Genomic DNA, 18,835 nt, shown 5'->3' with positions numbered 1-18,835 from the left:
AATCTCGCAGCCGTGTCTGGCGAATTGGTCACGTCACTGTCGTCACAGTCACTGACCAGGCCCTTACACGTTGCTGCGCGCGGGCTATTGTGCGGTTTATGGAGACGCCTGACACCGCCGCTGACACACCTGCCGAACCCAAGGGAATCGCCGCCCAGGACTGGACCACCGCTGCCGCCGACCCGAACTACCGCGCCGCGGTCGTGGACCTCCTCGGAGCACTTGCCTACGGGGAGCTCGCGGCGTTCGAGCGGCTCGCGGAGGACGCGAAGCTGGCGCCGACGCTCGGCGACAAGGCGGAGCTGGCGAAGATGGCGTCGGCGGAGTTCCACCACTTCGAGCAGTTGCGGGACCGGCTCTCGGCGATCGGCGCGGAGGCGACCGAGGCGATGGAGCCGTTCGTGGCCGCGCTCGACGGCTTCCACCGTCAGACGGCGCCGTCCGACTGGCTGGAGGGCCTGGTCAAGGCGTACGTGGGTGACTCGATCGCCAGTGACTTCTACCGCGAGGTCGCGGCGCGGCTCGACGGTGATACCCGGCGTCTCGTTCTCGGTGTGCTCGATGACACGGGGCACGCGAGCTTCGCCGTGGAGAAGGTGCGGGCCGCGATCGACGCGGATCCGCGTGTGGGTGGGCGGCTCGCCCTGTGGGCCCGTCGCCTCATGGGCGAGGCGCTCTCGCAGTCGCAGCGGGTGGTCGCTGATCGGGATGCCTTGTCGACCATGCTGGTCGGGGGCGTTGCCGATGGCTTCGACCTTGCCGAGGTCGGGCGGATGTTCTCGCGGATCACTGAGGCGCATACGAAGCGGATGGCTGCGCTGGGCTTGGCGGCGTAGGCGCTGGGGCTTCGGGGGGCCGGGGGCTTGCTTTTGTCTGCGGGTGGGTTTGTGGTTGCTCGCGCCGTTCCCCGCGCCCCTTGGGGGGTGGCCGGCTGTTCTCTGCTGCGGGTGGGTGGGGGCTTGTCGCGCCGTTCCCCGCGCCCCTTAGGGGGCTGGGCGGCGATCTCGGCTGTGGGGGGCGTCGTGGTTGCTTGCGCCCGTTCCCGTTCCCCGCGCCCCTGGCGGGGCGTTTCCCCGTGCCGTCTGACGGGGCCGCCTCGCGTGCCCGGACGGAACTCCCCCCTTGCGCCCGGACGGGGCGCTGAGCCCCGTCCCTACGCCGTCGCTGAGCGACGGCGCAGTCGGCCTTGGCTGGGGCGGATCAGTAGCGAGAGCAGGGCCGCCGCTACGGCCACCGCGCCGATGATGGTGCCGGGGGCGTGGCCCGCGCCCAGGGCCATGTGTGTGACGAAGGCGCCGATCACGGCTCCCGCGGCTCCGGTCGAGAGGACCAGGCTGCGGGCGGGGAGCCGGTGGGACAGTCGGTGGGCTGCGGCCCATGCCAGGGCGAAACCGAGCAGTGCAGAGCCGAGTGCTTCCAGAATCACAGGGTGTTCCTCCCTCGCGGCCAGGTGCAAAACGGTTGTAGCCGGTCTTACCCCCGGCGGCCGGAATGCAATCCTCCAGAGCCGGCGGAGAGACCGCCGCAGCACTCCCGAGTCTCCCCCCGCGGGGCGCTTCCTGCGCGGCACGTCAACACACGGGAACGGCCCGGTGGTTGCAACCACCGGGCCGTTCCCGTACTTCGTCCTACGTGCTGCGTCCCTGAACTACAGGGCGCTGAAGCCCACCTTGCGTGCGGTCGGCTCGCCGAGCTCGACGTACGCGAGGCGGTCGGCCGGAACCAGGACCTTGCGGCCGTGGTCGTCCACGAGGCTCAGCAGCGGCGACTTGCCGGTCAGCGCCTCGGACACCGCGTGCTCGACTTCCTCGGCGCTCTGGCCGCTCTCCAGCACGATCTCGCGGGGCGCGTACTGCACGCCGATCTTGACCTCCACGGCTTTGTCCCTCCGACGCTCAGTGATGTGCGCGGCCTGCCGCGCCGTACTCAGCACACATTAGCCCGGTGAGGCGACCCGCATGCTTCCGCCGCTGCACGCCAGTAGCGAACAGAGATCGGGAACAGGATCGGAACAGGGATCGGGAACAGAACGTGGGAAGGGGAAACCGCGCTCCCGGTCGGTGTCAGTGGCCGTCCACGCCGTGCAGCGGGAAGCCCGCGATACCGCGCCAGGCCAGCGAGGTGAGCAGCTCGACCGCCTTGTCGCGCGGGACCGTGCTGCCGCTGGCGAGCCAGTAACGCGCGACCACCTGGGAGTAGCCGCCCAGGCCCACCGCGAGCAGCATCGCCTCGTCACGGGGCAGGCCCGTGTCCTCGGCGATGACCTCGCAGATCGCTTCCGCGCACTGGAGCGTGACCCGGTCCACGCGCTCACGGACAGCGGCCTCGTTCGTCAGGTCGGACTCGAAGACGAGCCGGAACGCGCCGCCCTCGTCCTCCACGTACGCGAAATACGCGTCCATCGTGGCCGCGACGCGCAGTTTGTTGTCCGAGGTGGAGGCAAGCGCCGTACGGACGGACTGCAGCAGTGATTCGCAGTGCTGGTCGAGCAGGGCGAGGTACAGGTCGAGCTTGCCGGGGAAGTGCTGGTAGAGCACCGGCTTGCTGACTCCGGCCCGCTCGGCGATGTCGTCCATCGCCGCCGCGTGGTACCCCTGCGCGACGAAGACCTCCTGTGCCGCGCCCAGCAACTGATTGCGTCGGGCACGACGCGGCAGGCGTGTGCCCCGCGGGCGCGCTGCCTCTGTCTGCTCGATGGCTGTCACGCCGCCTCCCATGATCGTGAATGTGCGGTGTGCGCCGCGCGGCCATCGTACTTTTCGGTAACCGTGATGTGCGCGGTACGAGCGGAGAATTTCACGGACTGGATGACCGTGAAAGCCGTGCGTAGCAGGGCAAACACGGGCAGCTCAGCGATAGTCGTCTTCGTCGAGGCTGACGACGCGGGCCTGTTCGGCCAGGTCGGCCTCGTTGGCTGCCGTCGTGTCCGCGTCCAGCAAGGAGTCGTCCTCGCGCGGCGCGAGATCGGTCTGCTGTTCCGCGGCATCGGCCTCGGGCGCTTCGGTGCTGTGGTCGGCGTTTTCCTCGACCTCGAAGGTGTCGGGGTCGGACGGGTCGACGGTCATCGTGGCTCTCTTCCCTGGAGGACTAGTGGTGCGAGTGCCCTGTTCGCCCTCTTCTATGAGCGTAGGAGACTGCCGAACCGGGCGCTACGCGATCTCCGGGCCATCTCCGGGCCATTTCCGGGATGCCTACGACCGATCTACGGGCGATCTCCGGGTGTGCCCCGGTAACTCCTCAGGGGGATCGCGGGGCGACATCGGCCGGATCTGTGACTGCGAACACATGAACCACCGTGTGATCGTCTCGTAACATTGCCGCATGTCCTCGACCGAGCTGCCAAACGTGATCGCCGCCACCGTCGCCCCCAAGCCGGGCGTCGTGGCGGTCGCGGCGGGCGAGCGGCTCGACTCGGTCAGCCTTCCCGGGCTCACGCTCTCGGTGCGTTCCAGGCCGTCGGTACGTGAGGGCCTTCCCGCCGCGTTGTACGTGCACGGGCTTGGCGGTTCCTCGCAGAACTGGTCGGCCCTGATGCCGCTCCTCGAGGACGTCGTCGACTGCGCGGCAATCGATCTTCCGGGCTTCGGTGACTCCCCGCCGCCGGACGACGGCGACTACTCGGTCACGGGGCACGCACGCGCGGTCATCCGTTATCTGGACACGCGCGAGCACGGGCCCGTGCATCTGATCGCGAATTCGCTGGGCGGCGCCATCACCACGCGCGTCGCCGCCGTCCGCCCCGACCTGGTCCGCACCCTCACGCTGATCTCGCCCGCGCTCCCGGAGTTGCGGGTGCAGCGCACGGCGGTGCCGACCGGGCTGCTCGCGGTGCCCGGGGTCGCGGCCCTGTTCACCCGGCTCACCAAGGGCTGGACGGCCGAGCAGCGGGTCAGCGGCGTCATGGCGCTCTGCTACGGAGACCCGGGGCGGGTCTCCTCCGAGGGGTACAGCGCGGCCGTACGGGAGATGGAGCGCAGGCTCGCCCTTCCGTACATGTGGGACGCGATGGCACGCTCGGCGCGCGGCATCGTGAACGCGTACACACTGGGGGGCCAGCACGGGCTGTGGCGGCAGGCGGAGCGGGTGCTCGCTCCGACGCTGCTCGTCTACGGCGGCAAGGACCTGCTCGTCTCGTACCGCATGGCCCGCAAGGCCGCCGCCGCGTTCCGCGACTCCCGGCTGCTCACTCTTCCGGACGCGGGGCATGTGGCGATGATGGAGTATCCCGATACGGTGGCCACGGCATTCCGCGAACTGCTCGCGGACACGGGCGAGTTGTATGCATCCGGTCATTCGGGCGCGGGGAGCTGAGGCGGCGAGTGGGACGTCATAGCCGCCGGGGTTCGGCCGACCTCGCAGACAACACGGGCAACACGAATACCGACGACATACCGTCACCGCAGGGCGCACGCCCGCCGGCCCCCGGCACGGGCCGCCGCCGACGCGCCCCGGGAGACGACGGCACCCCCGCCCACGGCTTCCCGCAGGCGACTCCGTCGCACGGGGTCCCGCGGGCCACTCCGGCCCACGGTGGACCCCAGGGCACCCCGCCGCACGGCATGCCGCAGGGCACTCCGCCGCACGGCTTCCCGCAGGCCACTCCGCCGCACGGGATCCCTGAGGCGACGCCTGCACACGGCTTTCCGCAGGCGACTCCGTCGCACGGGGTCCCGCGGGCCGCGTCGGCCCGCGGTGGTTCCCAGGGGACCCCGTCGCACGGCACGCCGCAGGGCGCCCCTCCGCACGGCTTCCCGCAGGCCACTCCGCCGCACGGGATCCCGCAGGCGACGCCTGCGCACGGAACTCCCCAGGCGACACCCGCGCACGGCTCGCCGCAGGGCACCCCTCCGCACGGCACCCCGCACGCGACTCCCTCGCACGGCGTGCCGCATGTTCGTGGTGGGCATCCCGAGCAGCGTGAGCCGGGTGAGGCGTGGGGGGCCGGGCCGCGGCTCGGTGCCTCATACGGGGCGCCCGGCGTGCGGCCCGCACCGCCCCGTATGCCGGGGCCGCGCCGCGAGTACGTGGACGCGTTCAGCGGCGAGTTCGCCGACGAAGACCTCTTCGGGGGCGGCGCGAGCCGTCCCTCGTCCATGTCGGCCGACGCCCCGCCCCGCGACCCGTACGCCTCCGTCACCGACTGGGACCGCGCGGTCGACGAGGACGAGGAGGCTCAAGGAGCGCTCTGGGCCGACGCGGCCGACCGGGCTGACGGAGTTGACGAGGCTGACGGAGTCGACAGCTTCGGCCCCGACGGGCCCGGCGGCTTCGACGACGGTGACGGCAGCGACAGCAAGGGCGGCGGCAAGGGCCGCGCCTTCACCGGCATCGCCGCCGCCGCTGTCACCACCGTCCTCGCGATCGTCGTGGCCGGCCAGGTGACCGACGGGCCGAAGGATTCCGCACCCCGGCCGCAGGCGGCGAAGGGCCAGGAGAAGCGGGCGGCCGGCGGGGACGCGTCCCGTTCGGACGACCGCCCCACGCCTCCCGAGTCGGCCCCGGCGACGTACGAGACGAAGATGGCCAAGAAGTACCCGCTCGACGCCAAGCTGACATCGTCCGGCGACTTCGACGCGATGGCCGGGTTCGACAAGGCCCCGGGCAAGGGGCAGTTGTTCCGTTACCGTGTCGACGTTGAGAAGGGGATGGGCCTGGACGGCGAGCTGTTCGCGTCGGCCGTGCAGAAGACCCTGAACGACGAGCGGAGCTGGGCGCACGGCGGAGGACGCACCTTCGAGCGGATCTCCTCGGGCAGGCCCGACTTCGTCATCACGCTCGCCAGCCCGGGGACGACCGCGAAGTGGTGCGCGAAGTCCGGGCTCGACACCATGGAGCAGAACGTCTCCTGCGACTCCGCCGCGACGGACCGCGTGATGATCAACGCCTATCGGTGGGCGCAGGGGGCCAAGACCTACGGCGACCGCATCCACCCGTACCGGCAGATGCTGATCAACCACGAGGTCGGCCACCGGCTCGGCTTCAATCACACGGACTGCACGAAGGACGGCGAACTCGCACCCGTCATGCAGCAGCAGACGAAGTTCCTCGATCACGACGGGATCAAGTGCAAGGCCAACCCCTGGGCTTTCCCCAAGAGTTGAGCCCGCCGTCAGCGATGGCTGGCCGCAACTTGACGCTCCGTAGCTGAAGAGCGCTCTCCCGCCCTCATAGCGCGACAGAACGCTACCGGCGCGGGAAAGTTACTGCCGTTCACCCCTTTTGGTGGCGCGATGGACAACCGTCCATCGCGCCACCGGCTTGTCCGCATACGTTCGTCCCGCTGCGAGCCGCCGGCCCAACGGCGGCTCCCCACATGGGAGATCGGGGGTGTACGCGTGCGCATCGGACTGCTTACGGAGGGTGGCTATCCGTATGTGAGCGGTGAGGCCAGGCTCTGGTGCGACCGGCTCGTGCGCGGGCTCGGGCAGCACGAATTCGACATCTACGCCCTCAGCCGCAGCGAGCGGCAGGAGGCGCAGGGCTGGATCGAGCTGCCGCCCCAGGTGAACCGCGTGCGGACGGCGCCTCTGTGGACGGTCGACGACCACGGCGTGGCCTGCGGGGCCGGGCACGGACGGCGGGCGCGGCGGCGCTTCGCGGAGTGCTTCGGCGAACTGGCCGCCGCCGTGTGCGACTCCGGAGCGGCGGGCGCCGCGGGGGCGTCCGGCGCCACCGACGCGTCCGCTTCCACCGACGCGTCCGCCTCCACCGACGCGTTGGCGGACCGTTTCGGCAGCGCGCTCTACGGCCTCGCCGAACTCGCGCGTGACCACGGCGGCCTCGTCACCGCGCTGCGCTCCGAAGCCGCAGTCCGCGCCCTGGAGAGCGCGTGCCGCGCGCCCGGCGCACTCCGCACGGCGCGCGCCGCACGCGTACCTGACCTGCTCGCCGTGGCAAGCCACCTTGAGCGCGCCCTGCGCCCGCTCTCCCTCGACTGGTACGGGGACGACGGACTCGGCGCGGTGGACCTGTGCCACGCCACGTCCGGCGGCCCGGCGGCGCTCCCCGGACTCCTCGCCAAGCACTTCTCCGGAGTGCCGCTCCTGGTCACCGAGTACGGCGTGCAACTGCGGGCGCACTACCTCGCGACCGGCGACGAGGCGCTGAGTGCGCCGGCGCGGGCGCTGCTCACCTCCTTCCACGGCAGGCTCGCCGCCGAGGTGTACCGCCAGGCCACGATCATCACCCCCGGCAACACGCACGCCCGCCGCTGGCAGGAGCGGTGCGGAGCCGAGCGGACGAAGCTGCGCACGGTGTACCCCGGCATGGAGACGTCCCGCTTCGCCGAGGTCGGCGACCGGGAGGACCCGGGGGACCCCGACACCCTCCTGTGGGTCGGCCGCATCGAGCCGGCCAAGGACCTGATCTCCCTGCTCCACGCCTTCGCGGAGGTCCGCAAGGAGGAGCCGAAGGCGCGGCTGCGCATCGTGGGGGCGCCCGCGGAAGGCCCGGAGGCGCACGCCTACCTCGCGCACTGCAGGGCGCTCGCCGCGCAGCTCTTCCCCGACGAGGCGCAGGGCGCCCACGCCGTCGGCGACAACCCCGTGTCCTTCGAGGAGATCGGCTCGCCCGAGACGCCCGAGCTGGCGGACGCGTACGCCGCGGGGAGTGTCGTCGTCCTTTCCAGCGTCGTCGAGGGCTTCCCGATCAGCCTGGTCGAGGCGATGTTCTGCGGGCGCGCCACGGTATCCACGGACGTCGGCGCGGTCGTCGAGGTCATCGGTGGCACCGGGCTCGTGGTGCCGCCGCGCAATCCGCGGGCGCTCGCCGAGGCGTGCGTGGCACTGCTGCGCGACGCCGGGCGGCGCGAACGGCTCGGGGCGGCGGCGCGTGCGCGGGCGCTCGAACTGTTCACCGTGGAGCAGAACACCGAGGCCTTCCGCGGCATCTACCTGGAGATCGTCTCGCACTGCCCGGTGCGCAGGGAGGCGGTCGACGACGCGGGCGAGCCGGTGCCCTTCGGTCATCCGGCGGAGGCGTACATGCCGGGGCGGTGGGCGGTCGCCGCGGGTGGTGCCGGCGCGGACGGGGACGGGGGCGCGGGCCCGGGTGGGGCGCCCAGTTGGGCCCAGGAGACGGACAGACCGGAGCGGTTGAAGGGGGCGGGGGTATGAGCAGGGAGCAGCAGGTCGACGCACCGCGGGCTCCGGGGAGTCCGGGCGGGTGGGACGTGCGGTCGGAGGAGCTGGTCGCCGACGCGGCACTGGTGCGGGAGCCCGACGCCTGGCGGGGCTCCGGCGGTGGCGTCGGAGCGAGTGCCAAGCCCGCGCGGCGCGGTGCCGTGGATCCCGTGAAGGCGCTGATGCACCGGCACCGGGAGCTGTGCGAGCGCGCCGTCGACCCGCTGGAGATCGCCGCGGGCCTGGAGGCGCACGGAGTGACCGACCGGACGGCAGCGCGGTTCAGGCACCGTGACGTGTTCGCGCTCGCGGAGGAGATGTACGCGCGCGTGCCGCGCGACGAGCGCGACGATCGCGGCGAGGGGGAGCGCGCTGCCTCCGTGGTCGCTCCCTCGCGCGGAGCCCCCGAAGTGCCCGCCGGGTGGGCGCTGTTCGCCCTGCTGCCGGGTGTGGCCTGCGGGCTCGCCGCCGTGGGGATCGAGCTGAGCGAGGGGCGTGCGCGGTATGCGGTGGGGCTCGGCGGAGCACTCGCCGTGGCCGTCGCGCTCCGGGCGGCCCTTCGGTACGGGCCGCTGCGTTCCGCGCACCATGTCGCGCCGGCCACGCGCGCGTGGGTGTGCCTTCTCGTGGCGTACGCCCTCTTCGGCGACGGGCTCTTGCGGGCCGCCGTCGCGGGCGGGCCCGACGGCCCCTGGGCGCCGTCGACCGCCGCCGCACTGGGGCTCTCGCTCGCCGTGGCGCCCGCTGTGTGGTGCGCGCGCCTGTTCGCCGTGGGGGCACGGGGACGGCTTCCGCTCAGCCGGGGGCTCGCCGAGTTCACCGCAGCCGTGCGGCCGTTGCTGCTGGGAGTCGTCGCGCTGTACCTGTGCGCCCTGGGCGCCCTGCTCGTGGGGGCAGGGGCCTTCTACGGGGTGCCCGCCTCCGCCGGCGCCTGGGCGCTCGGCGCACTGCTGCTGCTGTCCCGGCTGCTCTCCTCGTACGGGTTCACGCGGGCACCCCTGCTGATGCTGGGGGCCGCGGTCGCGGTGGAGGCGGTATTGCTCGCCTCCGTGTTCGCGGGGCGGCTGCCCGGGGGCGCGTGGCTCGCGGCGCCGGTGGAGGCGGCGGTCCGCGCCTGGGGGCCCGGTGCCGTACCGCTCGTCGCGTGCGGCGCCGCCGCGGGCGTGCTGTTGCTCCATTCCCTGCGGATGCTCAGCCGGGCGTCCGCGCACGGCGACGGAGCGCCCTGAGGATGCGCGCCGCCAGAACTCCCTGGCCTCATGCGAAATCTTCCGGGCCCCATTCGAAAACTTTCTCTCCCGCGGGGCCGACACCGCGGGCCTTACCCCGTGAATTACGGCAACCCCCTGAAGGAGAACGCCAGATGAGCACCCCCAGCATCCGAGAATCCGGCCCGGGAGCCGCCCGATGAGGGTGCTGCTGATCGGAGCCAACGGATACCTCGGCCGGTTCGTCGCCGACCGGCTGCTCGCCGACCCGGCGGTGCAGCTCACCGCGCTCGGCCGCGGCGACGACTCGGACGTACGGTTCGACCTCGCGAGCGGCAGCCCCGGCGCGCTCACCCGCTTCCTGGACGCCGTGCACCCGGGCGTCGTCATCAACTGTGCGGGCGCCACCCGTGGCGGCGCCCGCGAGCTGACCCGGCACAACACCGTCGCCGTCGCCACGATCTGCGAGGCCCTGCGCCGCAGCGGATGCGGGGCGCGGCTCGTGCAGCTGGGGTGCGGCGCCGAGTACGGGCCGAGCCAGCCGGGGTCCTCCACCGCGGAGGACGCCGTGCCCAGGCCCGGCGGACCGTACGGCGTCAGCAAGCTCGCGGCCACCGAGCTGGTCCTCGGGTCGGGTCTCGACGCCGTCGTCCTGCGGGTGTTCTCGCCCGCAGGGCCTGGCACCCCGGCCGGATCGCCGCTCGGACGGCTGGCCGAGGCCATGCGGCGGGCCATGCAGGCCGGTGACGGCGAGCTCAAGCTCGGGGGCCTGGGCGTCCAGCGGGACTTCATCGACGTACGCGACGTGGCGCGCGCCGTGCACGCCGCCTCGCTCTCCGCCGCCCAGGGGATCGTGAACATCGGCGCGGGCCGTGCGGTGCGGCTGCGGGACGCGGCGGCCGTCCTGGCGCGCGTCGCCGGCTACGGCGGAGCCCTGCACGAGCTCGACCAGGGCGCCATGCGGCAGACCATCGGACACCCCCGCGCCGAGTCCGAGCACGCGAACCCGGCCGCCTACCCCTACCCCGACGGGTGCGGCAGCTGGCAGCAGGCCGACGTGCGCACCGCGCGCGACCGGCTCGGCTGGCGCCCCCGGATCAACCTCGAGGAATCACTCGCCGACATCTGGATGGAGGCGGCATGCCGCATCTGACCAGCACAGCCACGGGCACAGCGCACACCGACGTACGTCTCGGATTCGGCATCCCCGGCTTCGCGCACCCCCTCGTCGCACCCGCCGAATGGTCCGAACTCACCCGCCCGGGAACCCCTTTGGACTGGGTTGTCCTGAATGTCAGCAAGGGCCCCGGCGATCGTCCGGACCCGCACTGCCTGGCGGCGGCGGGGCGGCTGCGGAACGCGGGCGTGCGTGTTCTCGGTCACCTCGACGTGACGTACGGCGCGCGCAGCTTCGGAGAGCTGATCTCCGACGCCCATCGCTACCTCGACTGGTACCAGGTCGACGGCTTCTCGCTGGACCGCTGTCCCACGGAGCGGGCGGCGCTCCCGGAGGTGCGCAGGACGGTCACGACGCTGCGGGCGCTCTGCGACGACGCGCACATCGTCCTCGGGCACGGCACCCACCCGTATCCCGGATACGCCGAATCCGGCGACCAGTTGGTGACCTTCTCCGGCCCGTGGAGCGATTACCGCTGGTCACAGGTGGCGGAGTGGACCGCCGACTACCCGCCCGAGCGCTTCTGCCACTTCGTGCACGGCATGCCGCGCGGCCATCTCGACGAGGCCCTGCGCATCGCGCGCTGGCAGGGCGCGTCGACGATCTACTTCACCGACCGCGTGGAGGCCGGGGGAGCGGACGACCCGTGGGAGTCCATGCCCGGGTACTGGGACGAAATCGTCTCGCGCATCGGAACGGGTGTCTCGGAATGAAGAGGGGCGTGGCAGTGTTACGGACAGAACAACCGTTTCCATATACCGACCAACGGAGTCTCCGTGTCGCTGCCACCCCTGGTCGAGCCAGCATCTGAGCTCACCGTCGACGAGGTTCGCAGGTACTCCCGCCACCTGATCATCCCCGACGTCGGGATGGACGGGCAGAAGCGGCTGAAGAACGCCAAGGTGCTGTGTGTCGGCGCCGGCGGCCTCGGGTCGCCGGCGCTGATGTACCTCGCCGCGGCGGGCGTCGGCACGCTCGGCATCGTGGAGTTCGACGAGGTCGACGAGTCGAACCTGCAGCGCCAGATCATCCACAGCCAGGCCGACATCGGCCGCTCCAAGGCGGCGTCGGCGAAGGACTCCGTCCTCGGCATCAACCCGTACGTGAACGTGATCCTCCACGAAGAGCGGCTCGAGGCCGAGAACGTGATGGACATCTTCAGCCAGTACGACCTGATCGTCGACGGCACGGACAACTTCGCCACGCGTTACCTGGTCAACGACGCCTGCGTGCTGCTCAACAAGCCGTACGTCTGGGGTTCGATCTACCGCTTCGACGGCCAGGCGTCCGTCTTCTGGAGCGAGCACGGCCCGTGCTACCGCTGCCTCTACCCCGAGCCCCCGCCCCCCGGCATGGTCCCGTCCTGCGCCGAGGGCGGCGTGCTCGGCGTGCTCTGCGCGTCGATCGGGTCCATCCAGGTCACCGAGGCGATCAAGGTCCTGGCCGGCGTGGGCGACCCGCTGGTCGGCCGCCTGATGATCTACGACGCCCTGGAGATGCAGTACCGCCAGGTCAAGGTCCGCAAGGACCCCGACTGCGCGGTCTGCGGCCCGAACGCCACCGTCACCGAGCTCATCGACTACGAGGCCTTCTGCGGCGTCGTGTCGGACGAGGCCCAGGAGGCGGCGCTCGGCGCGACGATCACTCCCAAGCAGCTCAAGGAGATGATCGACGCCGACGAGAAGATCGAGATCATCGACGTACGCGAGCAGAACGAGTACGAGATCGTCTCGATCCCCGGCGCCAAGCTGATCCCCAAGAACGAGTTCCTCATGGGCACCGCCCTGGAGAGCCTTCCGCAGGACAAGAAGATCGTCTTGCACTGCAAGACGGGTGTCCGGTCCGCGGAGGTCCTCGCCGTGCTGAAGTCCGCGGGCTTCAGCGACGCGGTGCACGTGGGCGGCGGCGTGATCGGCTGGGTCAACCAGATCGAGCCCGAGAAGCCGGTCTACTAGGCCTGGCGCCGGTAGGCCTAGCGCCTGAACGGAGAAGGGCCCGCACCGTGTGGTGCGGGCCCTTCTCGTTGCTCGACCCCTCAGTTCTCGCAGACCTTGCCGTCCTTCGGCGTCTTTCCGTTCAGCAAGTAGGCGTCGACCGTGTCGTCCACGCAGTCGCTGCCCATGCCGTACGCGCCGTGGCCCTCGCCCTTCCAGGTCAGCACCGTGCCGACCCCCTTGCCGAGTTCGTCGGCCATCTTCCGCGCACCCTCGTAGGGCGTCGCCGGGTCACCGGTGTTGCCGACCACCAGGACCGGCGCCGAGCCGGGGGCGCTGACCTCGGGGGACTCGTGCAGCCCGGCCACCGGCCAGTCGTGGCACCAGCCCGCCGTGTCCCAGCCCATGAACTCGCCGAAGACCGGCGATGTCGCACGGAACTCGCCCAGCTGCCGCTTCGCCTCGGCGGGTGTCGTCCGCGCCTTGCCGTCGCGGCAGGAGATGGAGCGCTGCGAGTGGCTCTGCGTGCTGTAACGCCCGGACTCGTCCCGCTCGTTGTAGGCGTCGGCCATCTGCAGCAGGGCCGAGCCGTCGCCCTTCTCGGCCTGTTCGAGGCCGCGGGTCAGGGCGGGCCAGCTCTGCTTGCTGTACAGCGTGACCGTGATGCCGGTGAGGGCCAGGGACTGGGTGAGCTTGCGATCGCCCGTCCCGGGCAGTGGCTTGGCGTCGAGGCGCTTCAGGAGGCGCACTATCTTCTGCGAGCCGTCCTTCGGGTCCTGGCCCGAGGACTTCAGGTAGTTCTCCAGGGCGCGCTGGAAGCCCCGCGCCTGGTTCTTGGCGTGGCCCACGGAGTCCGCGGTCGGGTCGACGACGGCGTCCAGGGTGAGGCGCCCCACCTTCTTGGGGAACAAGTGGGCGTACGTGCCGCCGAGTTCGGTGCCGTACGAGATGCCCATGTAGTGCAGCTTCTGGTCGCCGAGGACCTGGCGCATCACGTCCATGTCCCGGGCGGCCTCGACCGTCGAGACATGGCCGAGGAGCTTGCCCGCGTCACGCGCGCAGCCCGCGCCGAAGTCCGCCGCGTCCTTGAAGTACGCCGCTTCCTCGGCCGGGGTGTCCGGGGTGAGGTCGACGGACTCCGCGGCCTGGGTCTCCTTGTCGCTGCGACAGCGCACGCCCTCGCTGCCCGCCACCCCGCGCGGGTCGAAGCTCACCAGGTCGTACCGCTCGCGCAGCGTGCCGTACATGTCCGCGAACGACGGCAGCATGGAGACGCCGGAGCCGCCGGGGCCGCCGAAGTTGAACAGGAGCGAGCCGATGCGCTTGCCCTCGCCGGTGGACCTGGCGCGGATCAGGGCGACGTCGATCGTCTCGCCGTCCGGCTTCGCGTAGTCCAAGGGGACCTTGAGGGTCGAGCACTGCCACTCGGAGCCGGGCGCGGGCTCCGTGCCGCTCGCCTTGCAGCCGCCCCAGTCGAGCTTCTGGGTGGTGAGCGAGGCGGGCAGGGTGGAGGAGGGGTCGGGCTTCGGTGACTGCTCGGGTCCGGTCGGCGCGGGCTTCGCGTCGTCCTTGCCCCCGCCCTCGTCGGAGCCGCCGCAGCCGACGGCGAGCCCCGCCACCAGAACCCCTGCGGCGGCCAGAGCTGCGGACCGTACGAAACGCGGCATGGAGCGCTTCCCCCCTCGGAAGACAGTCAAGCCATAGTAGGCGGGGCCACTGACAGTGACCTGGGCGGCCCGGCGGACGGCCGCAGCCCTGTCACGTGCAGACCGTGCCCTCCTTCGGCACCGTGCCGTCCAGGAGATAGCCGTTCACCGCGTTCCGCACGCACTTGTTCTTGCTGTCGTACGCCCCGTGCCCCTGGCCCTTGTACGTCAGCTCGACACCGACGTCCTCACCCAGCGCGTCCGCCATCTTCTTCGCGCCCTCGTACGGCGTGGCCGGGTCGCCCGTGTTGCCGATGACGACGATGGGGGGCGCCGCCGCGGCGCTGACGTCCGGGTGCTCGGCGGCGCCGTCCACCGCCCAGTCCGTGCAGCCGACCATGCCCCACGCCAGGTAGTCGCCGAACAGCGGTGACGCCTTACGGAACTCGGGGAGCTTCTGCTCGACGTACTCCGGCGTGTAGCGCGCCTTGTCGTCCGCGCAGTTGATGGAAATGTTGGCCGCCTGGATGTTGCTGTACGTGCCGTCCTGGTTGCGGCCGTTCATGGCGTCGGAGAGCGTCATGAGGATCTTGCCGTCGCCGTCGTACGCCTCGTCGAGGCCCTCCGTGAGATACGGCCAGAAGTCCGCGGAGTACAGCGCCTGCGCGATGCCGTTCGTGGCGGCGGTCTGCGTCAGCTTGCGCGGCGCGATGGCGGGCAGCGGCTTGGCGTCCAGGTCCTTGAGGAGCTTCGCGATCTTGTCCTTGACGTCCTTCTCGGTGTCGCCGACGGGGCAGTCCTCGACCTTCGACGTGCAGTCCTTGGCGTAGTTGTCCAGCGCGAGCTGGAAGCCCTCGGCCTGGCCGAGCGATCCCTCCTCCGCCGTCTCCGTGGGGTCCACGACCGCGTCGAATACGGCGCGGCCCACCCTCTTGGGGAACAAGTGCGCGTAGACGCCGCCGAGTTCGGTGCCGTAGGAGATGCCGAAGTAGTGCAGCTTGTCGTCGCCGAGCACCTGGCGCATCAGGTCCATGTCGCGGGCCGCGTCGGTGGTGCGCACGTGGGGGAGCACCTCTCCGGAGTTCTTCTCGCAGGCTCCGTTGAAGCCCTTCACGTTGTCGACGAGCTTCGTGCGCTCGGCGCCGTCGTCGGGCGTGGAGTCCTGCTGGAAGTACGTGTCGAGCTGCTTGTCGTCCTCGCATCGCACGCCCGCGCTGCGGCCGACCCCGCGCGGGTCGAAGCTCACCAGGTCGTAGCGGGTGCGCAGCTTGGCGTAGTCCTCTCCGAAGGCGGGCAGAGTGGTGATGCCCGAGCCGCCGGGACCACCGAAGTTGAAGACGAGTGACCCGATCCTGCGGTCCTTGTCGCCGCTCGACGCGGCGCGGATCAGGGCGATGTCGATGGTGTCCCCCTTGGGCTTGTCCCAGTCGAGGGGCGCCTTCATGGTGGCGCACTGCCACTTGGCGCCGCCGGGCAGCGGAGAGGGTGCCTCACCTCCGCCCTCGGAGGCGGCGGGTGCCGGGCAGTCCTTCCAGCTGAGGTCCTGGGCCGACAAATCCTCCGCCTTGGAGTCCTTCGATCCGTCACCGCCGCAGGCCGCGAGGGTCGTGGACAACAGGACGACGGTGGCGGCGGCACGAGCCGTGAGGTTGGGCATGCTCCCCATCCTGCGGGGGGCGCAGACGGGGCGCACGGCTGGCTCGGCCTTCCGTGAACAGGCGTCCTTCTCTTAAAGAAGGCGCTCCCTTCTCTAAAGAAGGCCCTTCCTGGTCAGGTGGTTGAAGTACAGCCACCCCGGGAGCACCGGCAGCCACAGCGTGAGGAGCCGGAACAGAAGCACCGCCGGAGCCGCCACGTCCTTGGGCACGCCCACCGCGACAAGACCGAGGGTGAGCGTCGCCTCGACGGCCCCGATACCGCCGGGCGTGGGCGCCGCGGAGCCGAGCGCGTTGCCGGCGAGGAAGACCACGGCGACGCTGGCCAGGGTCAGGGGTTTCATCTCCGTGGTGCTGAAGGCACGTACCGAAGCGTCGAGACAGAGCACGAACATCAGCGTCAGGAGCAGCATGCCGCCGATGCCGGTGAGCAGCTTCTGCGGGCGCTGCAGTACGTCGAGCATGCGCGGCACGACGCCCGCGAACAGCGACCGCACGCGCGTGACGACGAACTTCCGCAGGAAGGGGATCGCGGTCACCACGAGCACGAGCACCGCGACCGACAGGAGACCGGCGATGACGGTCCGGGACGGCGACAGGGACGGCGTCTTCTCCGTACCGGTCACATAGCCGAAGATCATCAGCAGCATGATGTGCGAGCCGAGCCCGAACAGCTGCGAGGCGCCGACGCTCGCCACCGCGAGGCCGGAGCGCACTCCGGAGCGTTGCAGGAAGCGCGTGTTGAGCGCGACGCCGCCCACCGCAGCGGGCGCCACGATCTTCACGAAGGACCCGGCGACCTGCGCCTGCACGGCCCGCAGGAACGGCACACGCTCCGGCACGAAGCCGAGCAGGCTCATCGCCGCCGCGAAGTAGCTCAGCGCCGAGCACGCCACGGCCACGGCGACCCAGCCCCACTCGGCCTCGCCGATGATCGTGTTGAAGTCGACGTGGGTGAGCTGCGAGAGCAGGAAGTACGCGCCGATGGCACCGGCGATGAAGCTGATCAGCGTGCGCGGCCTGATCCGTTCCAGCTGCGCGGGCTCGACGGGCGCCTGCGGGCGGATCAGCAGCACCTGGTGGCGGATCTGGGTGAGCAGATCTTCCTCGCGGGCCTGGTCGAGCGCGACATCTATCGCCTGCTTCTCGGCCTGCTTCTCCGCGCGCACGGCCTTGCGGTCGGGTCCCTTCGCGCCGCCCTGGGCGGTCTCCAGCGCCTCCGCCGCCGCGTCGGCGTCCGCCTCCGCCGCGCGGGCCAGCTTGTCCTTGCGGGACGCGTCGAGGACCGCCTCGCGCTCGCGCTGGGACCGCTCCCTGGCCAGCTTGCGCAGCGTCCCCCGGGTGGAGCGGGTCAGGGCGATGGGCTGGAGCAGCGGCAGACAGTCGGCGACCGTGTCGGGGCCGAGCACGTCCACCGCGGTCGCGACGGCGCGTTCGGCGCCCACGCGCAGACCGAAGGCGGTCAGGAGCTGGGCGATGTCCATCCGCAGGACCAGGTCGCCCGCGGCGATCTCACCGCCTCGCAGGTCGGTCAGGATCACCGTGCCGGAACGATCCACCAAAATCGCGTCGCCCGCGAGCCTGCGGTGCGCGATCCGCCGTGACTGGAGCGCCTGCACCTGCCGCCAGGTGTCGCACAGCAGCTCGTCGGTGATGACGTCGTCCGGCAGGGAGTCCAGGGTGCGGCCACCTGTGTGCTCGTAGACGAGGATCACCGCGTCGGGGCCGAGCTCGGAGGTGGCGATCAGCTTGGGTGCGTTGGCCCCGGCCGCGATCGCCGCGTACGCCAGGAGGGCCTCCTGCTCCAGGGCCTGGCGCAGCGACTGCAGGCTGCGGCGCTGGGTGATGCCGCGCAGCGTCAGCCTGCGCCACACGCGGTAGAAGAAGCCCTGCGCCTGCTGTTCCCGGTCGATGACCGTGACGTCCAGGGGCGGGCCGTCCTCCAGGGTGACGAAATAGCGGCGGCCCCGGTCGCCGTGCTCGCTGTCGGGGGACTCCTCGCGGGCCGCGCTCACCGGGCGGAAGCCGACGTGCCGCAGACCGGCGAGGAGCGTCTGGCCGGTGGGTCTGACATTCGGTGAGCCGACCGCGTACAGCGTGCCGTAGGCCACGCTCCAGCCGAGCAGGACCGTCAGGATGATCGAGAACGGCGTCGTGTAGCCGGTGACCAGCATGGTGAAGGCGTCGAGCAGGAGCACCACCCACAGGACCACCCGCCAGCGTGGCCGCCGGGACATCCCCACCGCTGTCATGTACGCGATGACGGGCGCGAGATAGCCGTGCACGGGGTCGGTGAGCGCGTGCAGATCGCCGGGCGACGGCCGGGTCAGCGCCTCCTGGATGGAGTCCGGCGCGGCCTTGGCGACCCAGAGGTCGGTGGCGAGCGTGACGCCGTGCGCGAGGACGGCCGCGAGGACACCGTCCGCGATGCGCAGACCGTCCCGTTTGACCAGCCGCTCGATCGCGAACGCGACGGGCACGAGCAGGACGCCGATGCTCGCGGTGAGGCCCGCGAACTTGATCAGGAGGTCGGGGGCCTGTTCCGTGCCCTTGTCGATGTCCTGGGCGAGGCCCGACGTCGTGCCGTGCGCGAAGGCGGCGATGGCGAGGACGACGACGATCCCGAGGACGCCGACGAGTAGCCGCATCAGGTCCGAAGGGCGGTGCACGCGCGCGGCGAGCAGCGGTTCGTCGCCGGCGACGCGGTCGGAGTGCGCCTCGCTGTCGCAGTCCTCGACGCAGTCCTCGGAGCCGTCGGAGCCGTCGGAGCCCTCGGGGCCGCGGCCGTCGGAGCCCTCGGCGTTCTCGGGAACGAAGGCGGCGTGGGCGCCCTGCTCGGCTGCCGGCCGAGCGTCCTCGTCTCTGCCGGACTTCTCGTGCTTCTCGTGCTTCTCGTGCTTCGTCAGGGAGTGCCCACCGGTGTCCGGGTGCGCCTCGGCCGCAGGGGTGCCCGCCGTCTCATCGGGGTGCACATCCTGCTGCTCCGTCGCCTCTTCTTGATCTCGTATCACCAGTCACCGCCCGCACGATGGTGGCATGCCCCGCCGACAGAGGGGGGCATCAGGGTGCAATGCGGGGGCGCAAAGTGTTCACCC

General features: G+C 71.3%; 15 protein-coding genes. 8 read left to right on the top strand and 7 right to left on the bottom strand.

All coding sequences use genetic code 11. The annotated features are described in order from the left end of the window. Positions 1-98: 98 nt before the first annotated feature. On the top strand, positions 99-836 hold the full coding sequence (locus ACIBCK_RS29305) for a ferritin-like fold-containing protein (RefSeq protein ID WP_399395033.1): 738 nt from the start codon (positions 99-101) through the stop codon (positions 834-836). A 317-nt stretch (positions 837-1,153) separates the two neighbouring features. Here the strand turns inward: ACIBCK_RS29305 and ACIBCK_RS29300 are convergent, their stop codons facing one another. The 4 genes from ACIBCK_RS29300 to ACIBCK_RS29285 all read right to left on the bottom strand — a co-directional run bounded on the left by ACIBCK_RS29300 (position 1,154) and on the right by ACIBCK_RS29285 (position 3,065). Continuing rightward, positions 1,154-1,426, bottom strand: coding sequence for a hypothetical protein (locus ACIBCK_RS29300; RefSeq protein ID WP_399395032.1), 273 nt, complete (start codon positions 1,424-1,426; stop codon positions 1,154-1,156). A 222-nt stretch (positions 1,427-1,648) separates the two neighbouring features. Beyond that, positions 1,649-1,876 (bottom strand): DUF3107 domain-containing protein, encoded by a 228-nt coding sequence (locus ACIBCK_RS29295; protein WP_055565193.1) that lies wholly within the window; start codon positions 1,874-1,876, stop codon positions 1,649-1,651. A 187-nt stretch (positions 1,877-2,063) separates the two neighbouring features. Beyond that, positions 2,064-2,705 carry a TetR/AcrR family transcriptional regulator gene (locus ACIBCK_RS29290; protein WP_160507089.1) on the bottom strand — a complete coding sequence of 214 codons (642 nt, stop codon included), beginning with the start codon at positions 2,703-2,705 and terminating at the stop codon, positions 2,064-2,066. A gap of 144 nt (positions 2,706-2,849) precedes the next feature. Then, the gene (locus ACIBCK_RS29285) at positions 2,850-3,065 is read right to left on the bottom strand and encodes a hypothetical protein (protein ID WP_399395030.1); all 216 of its coding nucleotides are present in this window, start codon (positions 3,063-3,065) and stop codon (positions 2,850-2,852) included. Between the two features lie 256 nt (positions 3,066-3,321). Here ACIBCK_RS29285 and ACIBCK_RS29280 point away from each other — a divergent pair, with 256 nt between their 5' ends. From ACIBCK_RS29280 to moeZ, 7 genes are all read left to right on the top strand, one after another. Further along, positions 3,322-4,311 (top strand): alpha/beta fold hydrolase, encoded by a 990-nt coding sequence (locus ACIBCK_RS29280; RefSeq protein WP_399395028.1) that lies wholly within the window; start codon positions 3,322-3,324, stop codon positions 4,309-4,311. A gap of 8 nt (positions 4,312-4,319) precedes the next feature. Further along, on the top strand, positions 4,320-6,101 hold the full coding sequence (locus ACIBCK_RS29275; RefSeq protein ID WP_399395027.1) for a DUF3152 domain-containing protein: 1,782 nt from the start codon (positions 4,320-4,322) through the stop codon (positions 6,099-6,101). Between the two features lie 234 nt (positions 6,102-6,335). Further along, positions 6,336-8,114 carry a DUF3492 domain-containing protein gene (locus ACIBCK_RS29270; RefSeq protein ID WP_399395025.1) on the top strand — a complete coding sequence of 593 codons (1,779 nt, stop codon included), beginning with the start codon at positions 6,336-6,338 and terminating at the stop codon, positions 8,112-8,114. Beyond that, on the top strand, positions 8,111-9,349 hold the full coding sequence (locus ACIBCK_RS29265; protein WP_399395024.1) for a hypothetical protein: 1,239 nt from the start codon (positions 8,111-8,113) through the stop codon (positions 9,347-9,349). Before ACIBCK_RS29270 ends, ACIBCK_RS29265 begins: the two co-directional genes overlap by 4 nt. Before the next feature lie 178 nt (positions 9,350-9,527). Further along, complete coding sequence (locus tag ACIBCK_RS29260) at positions 9,528-10,481, top strand: NAD-dependent epimerase/dehydratase family protein (protein ID WP_399395022.1); 954 nt, start codon at positions 9,528-9,530, stop codon at positions 10,479-10,481. Next, complete coding sequence (locus tag ACIBCK_RS29255; RefSeq protein ID WP_399395020.1) at positions 10,469-11,218, top strand: spherulation-specific family 4 protein; 750 nt, start codon at positions 10,469-10,471, stop codon at positions 11,216-11,218. Before ACIBCK_RS29260 ends, ACIBCK_RS29255 begins: the two co-directional genes overlap by 13 nt. Before the next feature lie 63 nt (positions 11,219-11,281). After that, positions 11,282-12,460 carry an adenylyltransferase/sulfurtransferase MoeZ gene (gene moeZ, locus ACIBCK_RS29250; RefSeq protein ID WP_399395018.1) on the top strand — a complete coding sequence of 393 codons (1,179 nt, stop codon included), beginning with the start codon at positions 11,282-11,284 and terminating at the stop codon, positions 12,458-12,460. An 80-nt stretch (positions 12,461-12,540) separates the two neighbouring features. Here moeZ and ACIBCK_RS29245 read toward each other — a convergent pair whose 3' ends face one another. The 3 genes from ACIBCK_RS29245 to ACIBCK_RS29235 form a co-directional block, all read right to left on the bottom strand. Then, the gene (locus ACIBCK_RS29245; protein ID WP_399395016.1) at positions 12,541-14,106 is read right to left on the bottom strand and encodes an alpha/beta hydrolase; all 1,566 of its coding nucleotides are present in this window, start codon (positions 14,104-14,106) and stop codon (positions 12,541-12,543) included. A 91-nt stretch (positions 14,107-14,197) separates the two neighbouring features. Beyond that, positions 14,198-15,742, bottom strand: a complete 1,545-nt coding sequence (locus ACIBCK_RS29240) for an alpha/beta hydrolase (RefSeq protein WP_399395014.1) — start codon at positions 15,740-15,742, stop codon at positions 14,198-14,200. A gap of 93 nt (positions 15,743-15,835) precedes the next feature. Beyond that, positions 15,836-18,712, bottom strand: coding sequence for a lysylphosphatidylglycerol synthase domain-containing protein (locus ACIBCK_RS29235; protein WP_399395012.1), 2,877 nt, complete (start codon positions 18,710-18,712; stop codon positions 15,836-15,838). Between the last annotated feature and the right edge of the window lie 123 nt (positions 18,713-18,835).

The organism is Streptomyces sp. NPDC051218 (assembly GCF_044455475.1).
GTDB lineage: Bacteria > Actinomycetota > Actinomycetes > Streptomycetales > Streptomycetaceae > Streptomyces.
Note: the sequence above shows the minus strand (reverse complement) of the source record. Positions and strands in the feature narration are given on the sequence as shown.